This is a genomic window from Halopenitus salinus, from assembly GCF_042662125.1.
Lineage (GTDB): Archaea > Halobacteriota > Halobacteria > Halobacteriales > Haloferacaceae > Halopenitus > Halopenitus salinus.
In genome coordinates, this window is record NZ_JBHSXL010000010.1 from 109,553 (window position 1) to 125,249 (window position 15,697).

Consider the following 15,697-nt stretch of genomic DNA (forward strand, 5'->3'; position numbering starts at 1 on the left):
CATGGCTCGATCGAATCCCCATCGTCGTCCGATCGGGCCTCCATCGCCCGTGGTTCGATCGGGCCACCTGACGCCGATCGACCGTTCAGTCGTCCGCGCGCGCCGCGGTTTCGACCGCGGCTTCGGAGGACGACTCGGGGGCGACGAGACGGACCGCACACTGTTTGAAGTGCGGTTCGCCGGAGTTCGGGTCCCGGTCGGGCAGCGTCAGTCGGTTGGTCGAAGGGTGGTGGATCGGGAGCCAGACCATCCCCTCGGGGACGCCCTCGTCGGGGTCGATCCGAACCGTCACGGACGCGCGCCGGGAGACGACGGCCACGCGGTCGTTCCCCACGAGATCGGCGTGCGCCTCCACGGTTTCCGGGTTGATGCGCGCACAGGGACCCTCACTCGCCGTCTCGTCGCCGCGCGAGCGGATCCCGGTGTTGTAGCCGTCGGCCTCACGGGCGGTCGTCAGCGTCAGCGGGTAGCTTTCGTCGGTCGGTTCGGGCAGCGCCTCCTGGCGTCCGGTCGAGAAGATGGCGTTCCCGCTCGCGGTCGGGAACGACCACGAGTCGCCCTCGTGGTAGCGATAGCCGCCGGCGCTTTCGGCGTCCGGCGCGGGCCACCGGACCGCGTGAACCTCCTCGAGTCGATCGTAGGTGATCCCGGAGCAGTCGGCGAGGGTTCCGGCCGTGAGTTCGGCGAACTCGTCGAAGACGGCCTCGGGGTCGGGTGACCGATCGGCGATCAGGTCGGGAAACAGCGCGGAGCCGATCGTCGCGACGATCTCCAGGTCGCTTCGCACTCCCCTCGGAACGTCCGTGGCCGCACGCACGCGGGAGATCGTCCGCTCCATGTTCGTCGTGGTCCCGTCCGACTCGCCCCACGTCGCCGCCGGCAGGACGACGTCGGCGAGCGCCGTCGTCTCGGTGTGGAAGGCGTCCTGGGCCACGAGGAAGGCGTCCTCGAGCCGCTCGCGGGCGGCGTCGGCCTCCGGCATCCCGGCGGCGGGGTTCGTGGCCACCGTCCAGACGGACTCGGGCTCGGCCTCCAGGATGCCCACCGGATCCGGACCGGAATCGTCGGGAAGGCGTTCGACCGGGACGCCCCAGTGGTCGGCGACGGCTCGGCGGTGGTCGGGATCCTCGAACGGGCGCTGTCCCGGCCAGCTTCCCTTCGAAGAGCAGATCCGGGTACCCATCGAGTTGGCCTGTCCGGTCAGCGAGAACGGGCCCGCGCCCGGGCGGACGTTGCCGGTCGCGAGCGTCAAATCGATGAGCGCCCGCGCGGTTTCCGTCCCCTGGACGTGCTGGTTGACCCCCATCCCCCAGTAGATGAGCGCCCGCCTCGAGAGCGCGTCCGCGAGCAGTTCGACCTCGTTCGCGTCGACGCCCGCCTCGCGTGCGGCCGAGGCCGCGTTCGGGAGCGACGCGACCAGGTCCTCGAACCCGTCCGTCGCGGTCTCGATGAACTCGCGGTCGAGTCGGTCGGTCTCGACGAGGCGCGCGAGCACCGCCCGCGCGAGTGCGAGGTCCTTGCCGGGTTCGGGCGCGACGTGGCGTTCGGCGTTCTCGGCCGTCTCCGATCGGACCGGGTCCACGACGACGATCTCGACGTCCTCGGCGTCGGCGGCCCGGCGGATCCAGCGAAACATGACCGGGTGTGCGACCGCCGGGTTCGCGCCCCAGATCACGTGACGATCGGCCGCGTCGATGTCGTCGTAGGTACACGGTGGCGCGTCGCTGCCGAAGGCCTCGTAGTAGGCGGTCACCGCGCTCGCCATACAGAGGGTCGTGTTGGCGTCGTATCGCCGCGTTCCGAATCCTCCGCGCGCGAGCTTGCCGAGGAGATATGCCGCCTCGTTGGTCTGTTGACCGCTGCCCAGGATAGCGACCTCGTCCGGATCGCGGTCGTGGGCCGACCGAAGCCCCTCGACGGCACGCGAGAGCGCCACGTCCCAGGTAGTCTGTCTCAGCGCCCCGTCCTTGCGGACGAGCGGTCTGGTGAGCCACTCCCCGTCGGGGTCCTTGCTCTCCTCGAGCCCGCGCGCGCACGCCAGCCCCTGGTTCACCGGGTGGCTGGCGTCGCCGCGGGCGACGTCGACGCCGTAGCCGATGTCGACCTCACGGTGGGCGTGGCCGCAGCCGACGGCACACCGCATGCACGTCGTCGGTACCCAGTCGCTCATCGGCTCCCCGGGGCCTCCGTTCGGTCGCGTTCGCTCGTTCCGTCGTTCGGCATCCGCACTCGCGTCCGTCCTCGCCCGCGAGCCGACGCCGCGGTGGCGCGTTCCGCCACTATTCGTACAGCTCCGGGGCGACGTCGTAGGCCGGGATCGGACCGTCCTCGCGGTTTGGCGTCCGGCGCGCCTCCTGGCTCGTCTCCGTGTCGTCCCGCACGCGGGTCGTCGACACGCTCAATCACCCGCCTCGATGGGCGTCCCGTCGGCCGCGGTCGGTGCCGGGCTCTCGCCGTCGACGAAGGGGTACCACGACTGCTTGCCGTCGGCGAGACACGGATCGACGTAGCCGTCGACCTCCTCGGGCTCCGCGAGCTCGACGATCGTCTCGTGGCCGGTCGCGTCGACCCACTCGCGGAAGGTCTGTCCCTCCGAGCGCAGCGCGGCGTAGGCCTCGACCACGTTGGCGATCAAGCCGGGGACCTCGTCCGCGGGCACCCGCTGGCGAACCCACTCGATGAACGAGGGATCCTCTCCGATGCCGCCGCCGACGCCGACGTCCATCGCCTCCACCATCTCGCCGTCCTTTCGCGCGCGCATCCCCTGGAGGCCGATGTCGGCGGTCATCGCCTGTCCACAGTCCGCCGTACAGCCCGAAAAGTGGATCTTGATCCGATCGACATCGTCGGGCAGGTCGACGTTCGACCCGAGCCAGCGGAGCAGCCGGGCCATCCGCGCCTTCGTCTCCGTGAGGGCGAGCGAGCAGAACTCCGTTCCGGTGCAGGCCATCGCGCCCTGCACGAACGGGTTCGGCTCCGGCGTGTAGGTCTCGAGGAGGGGCTCTTCGAGCAGCGCGTCGAGCTCCTCGTCGGGGACGTCCATCACGAGCGGGTTCTGTCGGCGGCTCAGCCGGACCTCGCCGGAGCCGTACTCGTCGGCCAACTCCGCGAGCGCGATCGCGTCCTCGGCGGGCAACCGACCCACCGGGACCGAGAGGCCGACGTAGTTCCGTCCGTCGGCCTGATCGTAGACGCCGACGTGGTCGTGGGCGCCGTGCTCGCTCGGGCGTCCGGCGTTGTAGGTGTACTCGCCGCGGAAGTCGGTTCCGGCGGACTCGAACTCGAACTCGAGGCGATCGTCGAGGTCCTCGCGAATCTCGTCGGTTCCCCGCTCGTCGACGAAGAACCGCGCGCGGTTCTTCGATCGATTCTGCCGGTTGCCCTCCTCGTGGTAGAGTTCGACGAACGCCCGCACGGTCTCGACGGCCCGCTCCGGGCGGACGAACAGGTCGAGCGGCCGGGCGTTCCGGGGCTCGCGGCCGCCGAGGCCGCCGCCGACGCGGACGTTGAACCCGGTGACCTCCTCGCCGTCGACGAACTTGTGGGCCGGCTCCAGTCCGACGTCGTTGATCGCGTCCTGGGCACACCCCTGTCTGCAGCCCGTCACGGAGATGTTGAACTTCCGCGGCATGTTCGAGAGGTCGTCGTCGCCGCGGATCGTCTCCTGTATCTCCTCGAGGATCGGCCGCGACTCGACGTACTCGTCGGCCTTGCCGGCGACCGGACAGCCCGTGATGTTGCGCATCGTGTCCCCGCCGGCCGACCGTGAACTCACGCCGACGGACTCGAGCGTCTCCCAGATCTCCGGGACGTCCTCCAGCTTGAGCCAGTGGAGCTGGATCGACTGTCGGGTCGTGAAGTCGATCCACCCGTTTCCAAACTCGGGGTTCTCCGCGGGCCCGCGGGCGTACTCACGGGCGACTTCGCCGATCGCGCGAAGCTGTTCCGGCTCTAGGACCCCGCCGCAGTTCGTCAGCCGCATCATGAAGTACGACTCCTGGCCGTCCCGGTGGTGGAACAGCCCCCAGAACTTGAACCGCGAGAACCACTTCTCGCGGTCCTCCTCCGGGATCGAGTCCCACCCGCGATCGGCGAACTCCAGGATCGTCTCCCTGATCTCGTCCCCGTAGGCCTCCGACTTCCACGACTCCTTTTTATGCGCCATGCGAGCCAACCCAAATTACTGACCGTTTGAACATCGTTATTCGATTATGATTCAATAGTGTCTACATATATGGCTTATCTATGTATTGATCGTACAACAATGGGTGTGTGTTGTAGTATATTGTTTCTCAAGTCTATCCGGATCTGTATAAGGTCCTGTGTGCCGATCGACTCTGTGGGATCCTATTCGATCAATAAAAACGTGCCTTCTGGACGTTCATTCACATCTATTCGGAGATCGATCTCCGTTTACTATCGAGCGCCCCTACCGACGTCGTTCACTCGTCGCCGCGAACCACGAGGACCGGCGTCGAGGCGTTGTCGACCACGCGTTCGGAGACGCTCCCGAGCGAGACGATCTTCTCACGGGGGCTCTTTCCGCGCGTCCCGATGACGATCAGATCCACGTCCGTCTCGTCCACGTACGCGAGGATCTCCTTCCAGGGGGTCCCCGTGCGGATCCCCGTCACCGCCTTGAGGCCCGCCGCGTCGGCGCGCTCCGCGACGGCCTCGACGGCAGCCTCGCCCTCCTCGCGAAGGGACGACTCGAGGTCCGCCCGCGTGTCGCTGTCGGCCGCGGTGAGGATCCGGTTGTCGAGGACGTAGAGGCCGTGTACCGTCGCCTCGTCGTCTTCGGCGATCGAGATCGCGTGATCGAGGGTCGTTTCGACAGTCGGGCTGCCGTCCGTCGGCACGAGTACGTGATCGTACATCGGTCTGTCCCGGTTCGATCTTCGACGCCCCCGCGTATCAACGTACCCCCCGCCGTGGTCGGACCGCGGCGTCTTTATCGCTGTGGCTCCCGTCTCGATCCATGAGCGACGATTGGGTGAGCCTCTTTTCGGGCGGCAAGGACTCCTCGTGGGCGCTGTATCGCGCCCTCGAGGAGGACCTTCCCGTCTCGCGGCTGTTGACCGTCCACCCGGCTGGCGACTCCTACATGTATCACACCCCGGCGACGCGGCTGTCGGCGCTCGCCGCCGAGAGCGCCGGCATCGAGGCGATCGACGTCGAGCCGGCCGACTTCGAGTCCGGCGAGGCCGCCGATTCGGATGCCGGAACCAGGGGCGACGCCGAGATCGAGCCCCTCGAGGCGGCCCTTCGTGACCTTCTGGACGTCCCGGGGTTCGACCTCGCCGGCGTCACCGCCGGAGCGGTCGAAAGCGAGTTCCAGACCTCGCGGATCGAGGGGATGTGTGACCGCCTCGGGATCGATCTCTTCGCCCCGCTGTGGCAGGAGGACCCGGTCGCGCTCGCGGAGTCGATGATCGACGCCGGCTTCGAGATCACGATCGTCCAGGTGGCGGCCTACGGCCTCGACGAGTCGTGGCTCGGCCGCACCCTCGATCGGAATGCGCTCTCTGACCTCCGCGATCTCAACGACGACTACGGCGTCCACGTCCTCGGCGAGGGCGGCGAGTTCGAGACGTTCGTCACGGACGGCCCGCACATGGACCGGGCGATCGAACTCGAGACCGAGCCGGTCTGGGAGGGCTCGCGGGGACACCTCCGAGTTCTCGATGCGGAGTTGACCTAGAGACCTCCCGGCTCGGACGCCCGTCGATGGCCGACGGCGGCGAGTAAACTGGCCGTCGGCGATCAGAACTGGCCGCCGTCGGTGATGGACGTGTGGGCGCCGATGAGCGCGCCCGACAGGTCGAAGTTCTCGATCGTGGTGTCGCGGTCGATGATCGAGCCGCGGATCTCGGCGTTGCGGACGGTGGCGTCGGGGAAGACGACGGCGCGTTCGAGGGTGGCCTCCTCGACGGTGGCGTCGGCCATCACGTGGACGGTCTCGCCGAGGGTGGAGTCGCTCACGGTGGCGTCGTCGTGGACGACCGTGCCGCCGTCGAGGGACCACTCGATCGCGTCGAGGTAGCTCTCGGGCGTGCCGATGTCGAACCAGGCGCCGTCGAAGGTGAACGCGCGCACCGTCCGGCGCTCCTGTAACCACTGGATGAACCAGCCGGGTTCGTCGGGGTTCTCGCCCGCCTCGAGGTAGGTCGCCAGGTCGCCGAGGCGCTCGGCGGGGAACGCGTAGCAGGCGATGGAGACGAGCGTGCTCTTGGGGTCGTCGGGCTTCTCCTGGAAGTCGACGACCCGATCGCCGTCGAGGTCGACGAGGCCGTAGGACTTGGCCTTCTCGCGGGAGCCGACGTCGTACGCCGCGAGCACGGGATCGCCGGCGTCCTCGAAGAAGTCGACGAACTCGGCGATGTCGAAGCTGATGAGGTTGTCGCCGGCGACGACGACGAGGTCGTCGTCGATGCCCTCGCGGTCGACGAGCTGGGCGAGCGCGCCGACGACGCCGAACTTCTCGTCCTCGTTTTCGGTGTCCTCGATGGAGAGGGTGAGCTTCTCGAAGGGGGTCTCCTCGAGGTACGTCTCGAAGTCGGGGGCGAACCGCTCGTTCGTGGAGACGAAGACCTCGTCGATGCGGTCGTCGGCCTCGAGATCGGCGAATATCTCGTCGATGACCGTGTGTTCGCCGATGGGAAGGAACATCTTGGGTCGGTCCTTCGTGATCGGCCACAACCGCGTCGCGTACCCGCCCGCGAGCACAACCGCCTTCATATACTCGCGCAGACGAGGAGGGGTCGTATCACTCTTTCCGTCTCGTCTCGCCGGGTGTTCGGGTTCGGATCCTCGGGATTCGGATGCAGATTCCGGTATCCGGGTTCGCATCCCCGTGACTCGCGATCGCCGCCGGTTTGTACCGCGTTCACCTACGAGCGTGCATGGAGCGCACGACGCGCCAGCGGATCGCCGACCACCTTCGCGAGACGGACGCCACGGCGAGCGAACTGTCCGAGGTCGTTTCGCGTCCCCGGTCCGTCGTCTACGACCACCTCGAGCACGTCGCCGACTCGATCTCGGACGACGACGCCGAGGCGAGCGGCGACGGCGGAGAGCGGCTCTTGGTCGCGCCGCCGCGATGTCGCGAATGCGGATTCGACGGGTTCGACGATCCGCTCACGCTTCCGTCCCGCTGTCCGGAGTGTCGCAGCGAGCGGATCGACGAGCCGACCTTCCGGATCGAGTAGGGCAAATGTTCCGCATCCGTGAGGCTCCACCGACGTACACGCGAGTCGGTTTCGGCATAAACGACTTTATTGGGTCGCACGAAACGGACGGTCGTGATCGCTCAGTCGCCGCTGCCGGGTCGGGTCGTCCTCGCGTTCTACGTGCTCGCGTTCGGCATCGCCGCCGTCGCGTGTTTCGCGGCCATCCCGCGAGCGCGCCGATTCGACGACCCGGACACCCGCCGGGGACTCGTTGGACTGCTCGTCCTCAGCGGCGGCTGGGCGGCCGCGCACGTCGGATTTCTGCTGGCGCCTCCCGGTCCGATCGCGGTCGCCTTCTACCTCGCCGGTCTCGTCTCCGGGTTCTCGACCATCGGCGCCTGGCTCTACTTCTGTTCGGCCTACACCGGTCGGTCCCTCCACAGACAGCCGCTTTATCGACGGCTCGCGCTCGGCGTCTATCTCGGAGTGATGCTCGTGAAGTTCACGAACCCGATCCACGGACTGTACTTCACCACCGAGGCCGCCACCCGACCGTTCGTCCACCTCGGGGTCCAGCACCTCATCGGCCACTGGATCGCAATGGGGCTGGCCTACGCGCTCGCGACCGTCGGGATCTTCATGCTCCTCGAGCAGTTCACGCAGGTCGGCGCCGACACGCGACCCCTCGCCGTGCTCGTCGGCTTCACCGCGTTGCCGCTCGTGTTGGACGTCCTCGGGTACCTCCTCCCGTTCGTCGTCGACATGACTTACGAGCCGCTCGGCGTCGCGGTCTTCGCGGTCGGGGTAACCTCCATCTTTTTCGATCGCTTTCAGGCTACCCGCATCGCCACCGAGTCCGACGACCCCGTGATCGTTCTGGACGATGACGACCGCATCACCGACTACAACGTCTCCGCGAGGCGGCTCTTCCCCTCGCTTTCGGACTCGACCGCCATCGGCCGGGAGGTCTCCGAGGTGCTTCCGACGATCGGCGATGCGATCGATACCGACGAGAACGTCCGCCCCGTCGAGGTCGACGGGGAGCGGCGATACTACCACGTTTCGGTCGGCCCCTTCACCGCCGGCTCCAGACATCTCGGTCGGCTCCTCACGATCACGGACGTCACGGACCGCGAGCGCTATCGAACGGAGCTCGAGCGACAAAACGAGCGGCTCGACCGCTTCGCGAGCGTCGTCTCACACGACCTCCGGAATCCTCTCAACGTCGCACAGGGGCGGCTCGATCTGGCACTCGAGGTCGGTCCGGACGACGCCGAGGCGTTCGAGCATCTGGAGGCCGCGGACCGGGCGCTCGATCGGATGGAGGAGCTGATCGCGGACGTGTTGACCCTCGCCCGTCAGGGCCAGCCGATCGACGAGACCGAGCCGGTCCGCCTCTCGGACGTCTGTGAGGCGGCCTGGGAGGTGATCGACGCCGGCGACAGCACCCTCTCCATCGAGAGCGACGTCGCCTTCACGGCCGACCCGGAACGGCTCAGACAGCTCCTCGAGAACCTGTTTCGTAATTCGGTCGAACACGGCGGCGAGGGCGTGAGCGTGACCGTCGGGGACCTCGATGGCGGCGAGGGATTCTACGTCGCCGACGACGGCCCGGGGATACCCGAGGAGGACCGCGAGGACGTCTTCGAGTACGGCCATACGACGATCACGGACGGGACCGGATTCGGGCTCGCGATCGTCTCCGAGATCGCCGAGGCGCACGACTGGGGGGTGTCGGTGACGGACGCCGAGGGCGGCGGCGCGCGCTTCGAGGTGAGAGGAGTGCGGACGATCGACGCCGAATCGGCCGAGTTCGAGCCGATCGGAACCGAACCTGCGAACGCGGACTGACGCTCCGGGGACGAACTGACGCTCCGGGGCCGACGTGACAGACGAGTTGTAGCGGGTGATCGTCGACGCCGCTATCCGTCGCCGTGGGCGTCGACGACGATGACCTCGCCGTCCTCCACCGTGACGTTGATCAGCGTTCGCACGTTGTAGTCGGTGTCGTCGAGCTCGTTCTCGCCCGCCTTCTTGATGACGGCGACGACGTCGACGACGTCCGCGCCGATCTCGTTCGTGAGCGCGTCGAGGACCGCCTTCATCGTGCCCCCGGTCGAGAGCACGTCGTCGATCACGAGCACGCGGTCGCCCGCCTCGACGTCGTTGATGTACATCTCCGACTCCGAGTAGCCGGTCTCTTGAAACAGCGGGACCTCCCCGTCGAGCCCGTACTGGCGCTTGCGGATCACCACGAGCGGGATGTCCGTCATGAGCGAGAGCGCGGTGGAGATGTGGATGCCCATCGCCGCCGGGGTGACGATCTTGTCGACGTTCTCGAGTTCGGCCTTGCGGATGATCCGGATGACGATCTCCCGGAGCAGCTCCGGTTTCAGCATCGGAACGCCGTCGCTTATCGGATGGACGAAGTACTCGTACTCGCCTTTCTCGATGATCGGGGCGTCGAGCAGCGACTGCTCCAACTGATCCATGTCGCCGGTACAGACCCGGCGGGATAAAGCCTGGCGGTTGTGGCTGCCGGCCGTCCCGCCGGCGCCGGTCCGGCTCGAACGTGGTTCCGTCTCACTTCGAGCCACGGTCCGCGATCCGCTCTGCGATCCGTTCTCCCACGCCGGTGAGATATGCCTGTCCCCACAGTCCGACGATCAACGCGCCGATCGAGTTGAACACGAGGTCCTTGACCGTGTCGTCGAGCCCGTGTTGGGCGAGCGGCATCTCGATCCCGGTCGTCGCGGCGACGACGTCCAGGCCGTACTCGAACAGCTCCCAGAGGACGCCGAACGCGAGCACGAACGAGACGACGAAGACGACGAAGAACCGCCTCGGCAGGACGATCTCGTCGTGGTGGGCGTCGATCGCCCGCACGAGGATGTAACCGATCGCCGCGATAATCGACGCCGAGGTGGCGTGGGTGAGGTGGTCCCACCAGCCGACGGAGGAGTACAACCCGGCGGACCCGAGCGTGTGTAAGAAGACGGCCGTGGTGATCCAGAAGGCCAGAAACGGGTCGATCGCGACGCGGTAGTTCCGGTCGATGACCGCGGGCGCGAACGTGATCGCGAGCCCCGCCGTGCCGTTCGTGACGACCTTCGGCTCCCCGGCCCACAGACCGTATCCGACGAGCCCGACGAGCACGACCTGCATCGCCCGCGCGAGCCGGCGCTGGCTGTCGCGTCCGAGACGTCGCCGGATCCGCCGGATCACGGTTCGGTCACCTCCTCCGTCCCCTCGGTATCGAGCAACTCGCGCTCGAGCTTCCGCTTGAGGGCGCGGTCCCGCCGTCGGAAGTACAGATCGAAGAGCAACCCGGCGGCGAGACCGGCGAGCGCGATCCGAACGAACTCGACCATGAGCGCCTCGTTGTCGAGCAGGTACGCCGTGCCGATCCGTCGATCGAGGAACCACCGTACGATCGTCGAGACCGCGCCCGAGGCGAGGGTGGTGACCACCACGAGCGCGACCGCGAACCAGTGGGTGACGCGCATGCCCGTGAACATGTCGAGCTCGACGACGACCAACAGCGCGAACGCCGCCAGCGCGAGGTACGACGCGAACACCCCGATCTCCACGTCCGGGATCACGGCCCGCGTCGCGACCGGAAGCGCCGCGAGCAGGAGCAGCTCCCACGGGAGGACCACTCGCCAGTCGCGGCGGGCGATCGCCGGCAGCGCCATCACCACCATCGTCGCCGCCGAGATGAGCGCCCACAGCGGCTCGAGGTCGAGGAGGCTCTCGACGAACACGAGCGCGACCGCCGCGAGGATCGCCCAGCCGATCATGGCGTTCCGTCTCGTGTCACGAAACAGCGAGGCCAACAGGTCGTCCCGATCGCGGCTCATGCGGGTGAGTTCCTCGCCATTACGGATAAAGGTCCCCTCGATATCCGTCGATCCGACGGTTCATCGGGTTCGACGGCGACCGCTCGTAGCCGCTCTCCGGGGACGTTCTCCGAGACCACCCGCTCCCGGGGGCTGGCCGATCGCCGCCCCGGACGGATCAGACGTATCGGTTTTCCGATTCCGCCTTGATGTCGTCGAGGAACTCGTGGGCCTCCTCGAAGATCTCCCGTGGTCCGTCCTGGGTGATCGTGTTCGCGGCCTGGTCGTAATCGCGCCACTGGAGGTCGCGATGCTCGTTCGAGAGCTCCGCGCTCGCCTCGAAGGAGCGCGCGATGAACAGGTGGACCGTCTTGTGGATCGTCTCGCCGTTGGCCTCGAAGACGTAGTCGTACTCCTCGCGGAAGCCGTCGATGAGGCGGAAATCCTCGATCCCCGCCTCCTCTTTGACCTCCCTGATCGCCGTTTGCTGGAGCTCCTCGTCCCCCTCGACCCCGCCTTTGGGGAACTCCCAGTCCCCCGGTCGGCTCTTCAGGAGCAGGTACTCCCGATGGCCGCGGGTGTCGCGGAAGAGGATGGCTCCGGCGCTCGTCGCTTCGACCGTCATTGCGAAACCGTACTACGTCACCGCTAAAGAGGGTGTCGGACGGCTCATCGCTCCCGCCTCATCGCCCGACGTCGCCGCCGCTACCGGCCTTCGACCCGTCGATCCGGGAAAACACGAGAGCGGGTAGGTGCGTTTTTAGGCCTCGGACACGGACGCTCGAACATCACAGAATGACCTTCGTAACCAAACTCTCCTTCGAGTCCGGGGACCGGGCCGTCCTCGAGGAGACGGTCGAGGACCTGAAGCGGACGGTCGAACGGAAGGGCGCCGAGTGCAAGGGTCCGCACGCGTCCTCGCCCGAGCACGCGCGGGTACAGCTGTACAAGCGGCTCGCGCCCGGCGACCAGTTCTCGCCGTGGGAATACACCGTCTACGGCCGCCGTCTCGAGATCCACGGATCCGACGACGTCGCTCGCGAGATGGTCGACCGCGAGTTCCCCGATTCGATCCACGTCGAGGTCGAGGTCGACCGGAAGAAGCCGCTCGGCCACGGCCGCGAGTGAACGTTCGCTCCCCGACTGGATCACTCCCGCGACCGGCTTTTTTGATCCTGCGACCCGATTCCGATCGCGAACGCGGCGGTGGAAATGCGGATCAGCATAAAAACACCGAACGTTCCGGGACACCTCCCGGGAAAAACGCACGACTGCGGCCGATTCAATGGAACTCGTTCGTGACCGCGTCTAGTAACCTTTAACCGACGCAAGCCGGTATATTCGGCCAAGATGGCGAGCAACAAGATCCTCGGTATCGACCTCGGTACCACCAACTCCGCGTTCGCCGTGATGGAGGGTGGCGACCCCGAAATCATCGCGAACGCCGAAGGCGATCGGACGACCCCGTCGATCGTCGCGTTCTCCGACGACGGCGATCGGCTGGTCGGAAAGCCCGCCAAGAACCAGGCCGTCCAGAACCCGGACGGAACGATCCAGTCCATCAAGCGTCACATGGGCGAGGAGGACTACGCCGTCGAGGTCGAGGGCGAGGAGTACACGCCCGAACAGATCTCGGCGATGATCCTCCAGAAGATCAAACGCGACGCCGAGGAGTATCTCGGCGAGGAGATCGAGAAGGCGGTCATCACGGTTCCGGCGTACTTCAACGACAAACAGCGCCAGGCGACCAAGGACGCGGGCGAGATCGCCGGCTTCGAGGTCGACCGGATCGTCAACGAGCCGACGGCGGCCGCGATGGCCTACGGCCTCGACGACGAGTCCGACCAGACCGTCCTCGTCTACGACCTGGGCGGTGGGACCTTCGACGTCTCCGTCCTCGATCTGGGCGGCGGCGTCTACGAGGTCGTCGCGACGAACGGCGACAACGACCTGGGCGGCGACGACTGGGACCAGGCGATCATCGACCATCTCGCCGAGGAGTTCGAGAACGACCACGGGATCGACCTCCGCGAGGACAGACAGGCGCTCCAGCGGCTCACCGAGGCCGCGGAGGAGGCGAAGATCGAGCTGTCGAACAAAAAGGAGACGACGGTCAATCTGCCGTTCGTCACGGCGACCGACTCCGGTCCCGTCCACCTCGAACAGTCGATCACGCGGGCGACCTTCGAGTCGCTGACGAAGGACCTCCTCGAGCGGACCGTCGGCCCGACCGAGCAGGCCCTCGAGGACGCCGGCTACTCGAAGGGCGACATCGACGAGGTCATCCTCGTCGGCGGATCCACGCGGATGCCGCAGGTCCAGGAGAAGGTCGAGGACCTCGTCGGCCAGGAGCCGAAGAAGAACGTCAACCCCGACGAGGCCGTCGCGCTCGGCGCGGCCATCCAGGGCGGCGTGCTCTCCGGCGACGTCGACGACATCGTCCTGCTCGACGTCACCCCGCTGTCGCTCGGCATCGAGGTGAAGGGCGGCCTCTTCGAGCGACTCATCGAGAAGAACACGACCATCCCGACTGAGGCCTCGAAGGTCTTCACGACCGCCGCCGACAACCAGACCTCCGTCAACGTCCGCGTCTTCCAGGGCGAACGCGAGATCGCCGAGGAGAACGAGCTGCTCGGCGCCTTCCAGCTCACCGGCATCCCGCCGGCGCCGGCCGGGACGCCGCAGATCGAGGTCTCGTTCAACATCGACGAGAACGGCATCGTCAACGTCGAGGCCGAGGACAAGGGCTCCGGCAACGCCGAGTCCATCACGATCGAGGGCGGCGCCGGTCTCTCCGACGACGAGATCGAACGCATGCAGGAGGAGGCCGAGGAGCACGCCGAGGAGGACGAGAAGCGCCGCGAGCTCATCGAGGCCAGAAACGAGGCCGAATCGACGATCCAGCGCGCGGAGACGCTCCTGGAGGAGAACGAGGAGGACGTCGACGACGACCTGGCCGCCGACATCGAGGCCGAGATCGAGGACGTCGAGGCGGTCCTCGAGGACGAGGACGCCTCCATCGAGGACCTCGAGGAGGCGACCGAGTCGCTCACCGAGCAGCTTCAGGAGATCGGCAAGCAGATGTATCAGGAACAGGCGGCCCAGGCCGGCGCGGCCGGCGGCGCGGGTGCCGGCGGCATGGGCGGTGCCGGACCCGGCGGCATGGGCGGCGCCGGCGCCGGTGGCGCGGGTCCCGGTGCGGGCGAGGCCGGCGACGACGAGTACGTCGACGCCGACTTCGAGGACGTCGACGAAAACGAAGACGAAGAGGAGTAGTTCCGGTTCGCGCTCGATCAGGGGAGCGTCGCCCTCTCGAGCGTGGACGGGGACGAGTCGCCCCCGTCCGGACCGGCGAGCGAACGGACGCACGCTCCGAATCGACCGACGCCGACCGCGCCCCCGCGCGGTCCGGGTGCACGCTTTTCAAGTAGCCCGACGAATTACGGGGTCACAAGACCGAACCAACACGCATGAGCGAGGACTTCTACGACGTACTCGGGGTCTCACGGGACGCCGACGTCGACGAGATAAAACGGGCGTATCGAGAGAAGGCGGCCGAGTACCACCCCGACGTCAGCGATCACGACGACGCCGAGGAGCGGTTCAAGAAGATCAAGAAGGCGAAGGAGGTCCTCACCGACGAGGAGACGCGCCGCCAGTACGACCAGCTGGGCCACGACCGATTCGTCGAGGCCGAAAAACACGGCGCGGCCGGCTCCGGCGCTGGCGGCGGGCCGGGCGGCGCGGGCGGTCCCTTCGGCGGCGGCGGTGGCGGCGGCTTCGAGGACATCTTCAACCAGTTCTTCGGCGGCGGCGGTCGCGGCCGCGGGAACGACCCGAACCGCCCTCGACAGGGTCAAGACCTCCGGACGGGAGTCACCATCGATCTGGAGGAGGCCTTCGAGGGGGCCACGAAGCAGTTCACCGTCACCCGTCCCGAGCGGTGTGCGGAGTGTGACGGCGCGGGTCACCCGCCGGACGCCGACGTCTCCACCTGCGGACAGTGTGGCGGCCAGGGACAGGTGACCCAGGTCCAACAGACGCCGCTCGGGCGCGTCCAGCAGACGACGACGTGTCCCCGGTGTGAGGGCACCGGCGAGACCTACAGCGAGCGGTGTTCGGCCTGCGGCGGCGACGGGATCGTCCGCAACGAGGCGACGCTGTCGGTCGAGATCCCCGCGGGCATCCAGTCGGGACAGAGCCTCCGGATGGAGAGAGAGGGCGCTCCCGGCGAGAACGGCGGCCCGAACGGCGACCTCCTCATCGAGGTCGACGTCGACGTCGGCGACCGGTTCGAGCGCGAGGGCGCCGACCTGCACGTCCACGAGGCGGTCTCGTTCCCGCAGGCGGTCTTCGGCGACACGGTGCAGATCGAGGCCGTGGACGGAACCGTCGAGATGGACGTTCCGGCCGGCACACAAAGCGGCGAGACGTTCCGCCTTTCTGGCAAGGGCATGCCCCGGCTTCGGGGTCGCGGCCGCGGCGACCTGTACGTCCAGGTGCAGGTGGTCGTCCCCGACTCGCTCAACGACGAACAGCGCGAGGCCCTGGAGGCCTTCGCCGAGGCCGGCGGCGAGGAGATCGACGTCGAACAGGGCTTCTTCGAGCGGCTGAAGAGCACCTTTTGAGCCGGCAGCGTCGGCGTCGAAGTGGAACGGCGGAGAACGGAAACAAGCGACGGGGTCGACC

Annotated in this window: 14 protein-coding genes; 6 read left to right on the plus strand and 8 right to left on the minus strand. The window is 67.5% G+C overall.

Translation table 11 applies throughout. The features are described from left to right. Positions 1-85: 85 nt before the first annotated feature. The 3 genes from nasA to ACFQE9_RS13925 all read right to left on the minus strand — a co-directional run bounded on the left by nasA (position 86) and on the right by ACFQE9_RS13925 (position 4,877). Positions 86-2,170 (minus strand): assimilatory nitrate reductase NasA, encoded by a 2,085-nt coding sequence (gene nasA, locus ACFQE9_RS13915; protein ID WP_379745954.1) that lies wholly within the window; start codon positions 2,168-2,170, stop codon positions 86-88. Positions 2,171-2,398: 228 nt separating this feature from the next. Then, the gene (locus tag ACFQE9_RS13920; RefSeq protein ID WP_379745957.1) at positions 2,399-4,165 is read right to left on the minus strand and encodes a nitrite/sulfite reductase; all 1,767 of its coding nucleotides are present in this window, start codon (positions 4,163-4,165) and stop codon (positions 2,399-2,401) included. 277 nt (positions 4,166-4,442) lie between these two features. Further along, positions 4,443-4,877, minus strand: coding sequence for a universal stress protein (locus tag ACFQE9_RS13925; protein WP_379745960.1), 435 nt, complete (start codon positions 4,875-4,877; stop codon positions 4,443-4,445). 101 nt (positions 4,878-4,978) lie between these two features. On the opposite strand from ACFQE9_RS13925, the gene ACFQE9_RS13930 reads away from it, so the two are divergent. Further along, positions 4,979-5,701 (plus strand): diphthine--ammonia ligase, encoded by a 723-nt coding sequence (locus tag ACFQE9_RS13930; RefSeq protein WP_379745963.1) that lies wholly within the window; start codon positions 4,979-4,981, stop codon positions 5,699-5,701. A gap of 62 nt (positions 5,702-5,763) precedes the next feature. Here ACFQE9_RS13930 and ACFQE9_RS13935 read toward each other — a convergent pair whose 3' ends face one another. Next, a complete protein-coding gene (locus ACFQE9_RS13935) occupies positions 5,764-6,738 on the minus strand; it encodes a sugar phosphate nucleotidyltransferase (protein WP_379745966.1) in 975 nt (324 codons plus the stop codon). Positions 6,739-6,902: 164 nt separating this feature from the next. Here ACFQE9_RS13935 and ACFQE9_RS13940 point away from each other — a divergent pair, with 164 nt between their 5' ends. Then, positions 6,903-7,208: a transcriptional regulator gene (locus ACFQE9_RS13940; RefSeq protein ID WP_379745969.1), complete on the plus strand. Its 306-nt coding sequence runs from the start codon at positions 6,903-6,905 to the stop codon at positions 7,206-7,208. 93 nt (positions 7,209-7,301) lie between these two features. Continuing rightward, positions 7,302-9,020, plus strand: a complete 1,719-nt coding sequence (locus ACFQE9_RS13945; protein ID WP_379745971.1) for a sensor histidine kinase — start codon at positions 7,302-7,304, stop codon at positions 9,018-9,020. 71 nt (positions 9,021-9,091) lie between these two features. On the opposite strand, the gene hpt is transcribed toward ACFQE9_RS13945, so the two are convergent. From hpt to ACFQE9_RS13965, 4 genes are all read right to left on the minus strand, one after another. After that, positions 9,092-9,661, minus strand: coding sequence for a hypoxanthine/guanine phosphoribosyltransferase (gene hpt / locus ACFQE9_RS13950; RefSeq protein ID WP_379745974.1), 570 nt, complete (start codon positions 9,659-9,661; stop codon positions 9,092-9,094). Positions 9,662-9,752: 91 nt separating this feature from the next. Beyond that, positions 9,753-10,334, minus strand: coding sequence for a DUF2238 domain-containing protein (locus tag ACFQE9_RS13955; protein ID WP_379746041.1), 582 nt, complete (start codon positions 10,332-10,334; stop codon positions 9,753-9,755). A 56-nt stretch (positions 10,335-10,390) separates the two neighbouring features. Next, complete coding sequence (locus ACFQE9_RS13960) at positions 10,391-11,029, minus strand: hypothetical protein (RefSeq protein ID WP_379745977.1); 639 nt, start codon at positions 11,027-11,029, stop codon at positions 10,391-10,393. Between the two features lie 157 nt (positions 11,030-11,186). Then, complete coding sequence (locus ACFQE9_RS13965; RefSeq protein WP_379745980.1) at positions 11,187-11,633, minus strand: bis(5'-nucleosyl)-tetraphosphatase; 447 nt, start codon at positions 11,631-11,633, stop codon at positions 11,187-11,189. 170 nt (positions 11,634-11,803) lie between these two features. Here ACFQE9_RS13965 and ACFQE9_RS13970 point away from each other — a divergent pair, with 170 nt between their 5' ends. The 3 genes from ACFQE9_RS13970 to dnaJ all read left to right on the plus strand — a co-directional run bounded on the left by ACFQE9_RS13970 (position 11,804) and on the right by dnaJ (position 15,636). Beyond that, positions 11,804-12,136, plus strand: a complete 333-nt coding sequence (locus ACFQE9_RS13970; protein ID WP_379745983.1) for a 30S ribosomal protein S10 — start codon at positions 11,804-11,806, stop codon at positions 12,134-12,136. Positions 12,137-12,358: 222 nt separating this feature from the next. Then, positions 12,359-14,284: a molecular chaperone DnaK gene (gene dnaK, locus ACFQE9_RS13975; protein ID WP_379745986.1), complete on the plus strand. Its 1,926-nt coding sequence runs from the start codon at positions 12,359-12,361 to the stop codon at positions 14,282-14,284. Between the two features lie 194 nt (positions 14,285-14,478). Further along, positions 14,479-15,636, plus strand: a complete 1,158-nt coding sequence (gene dnaJ / locus ACFQE9_RS13980; RefSeq protein WP_379745989.1) for a molecular chaperone DnaJ — start codon at positions 14,479-14,481, stop codon at positions 15,634-15,636. Positions 15,637-15,697 lie beyond the last annotated feature (61 nt).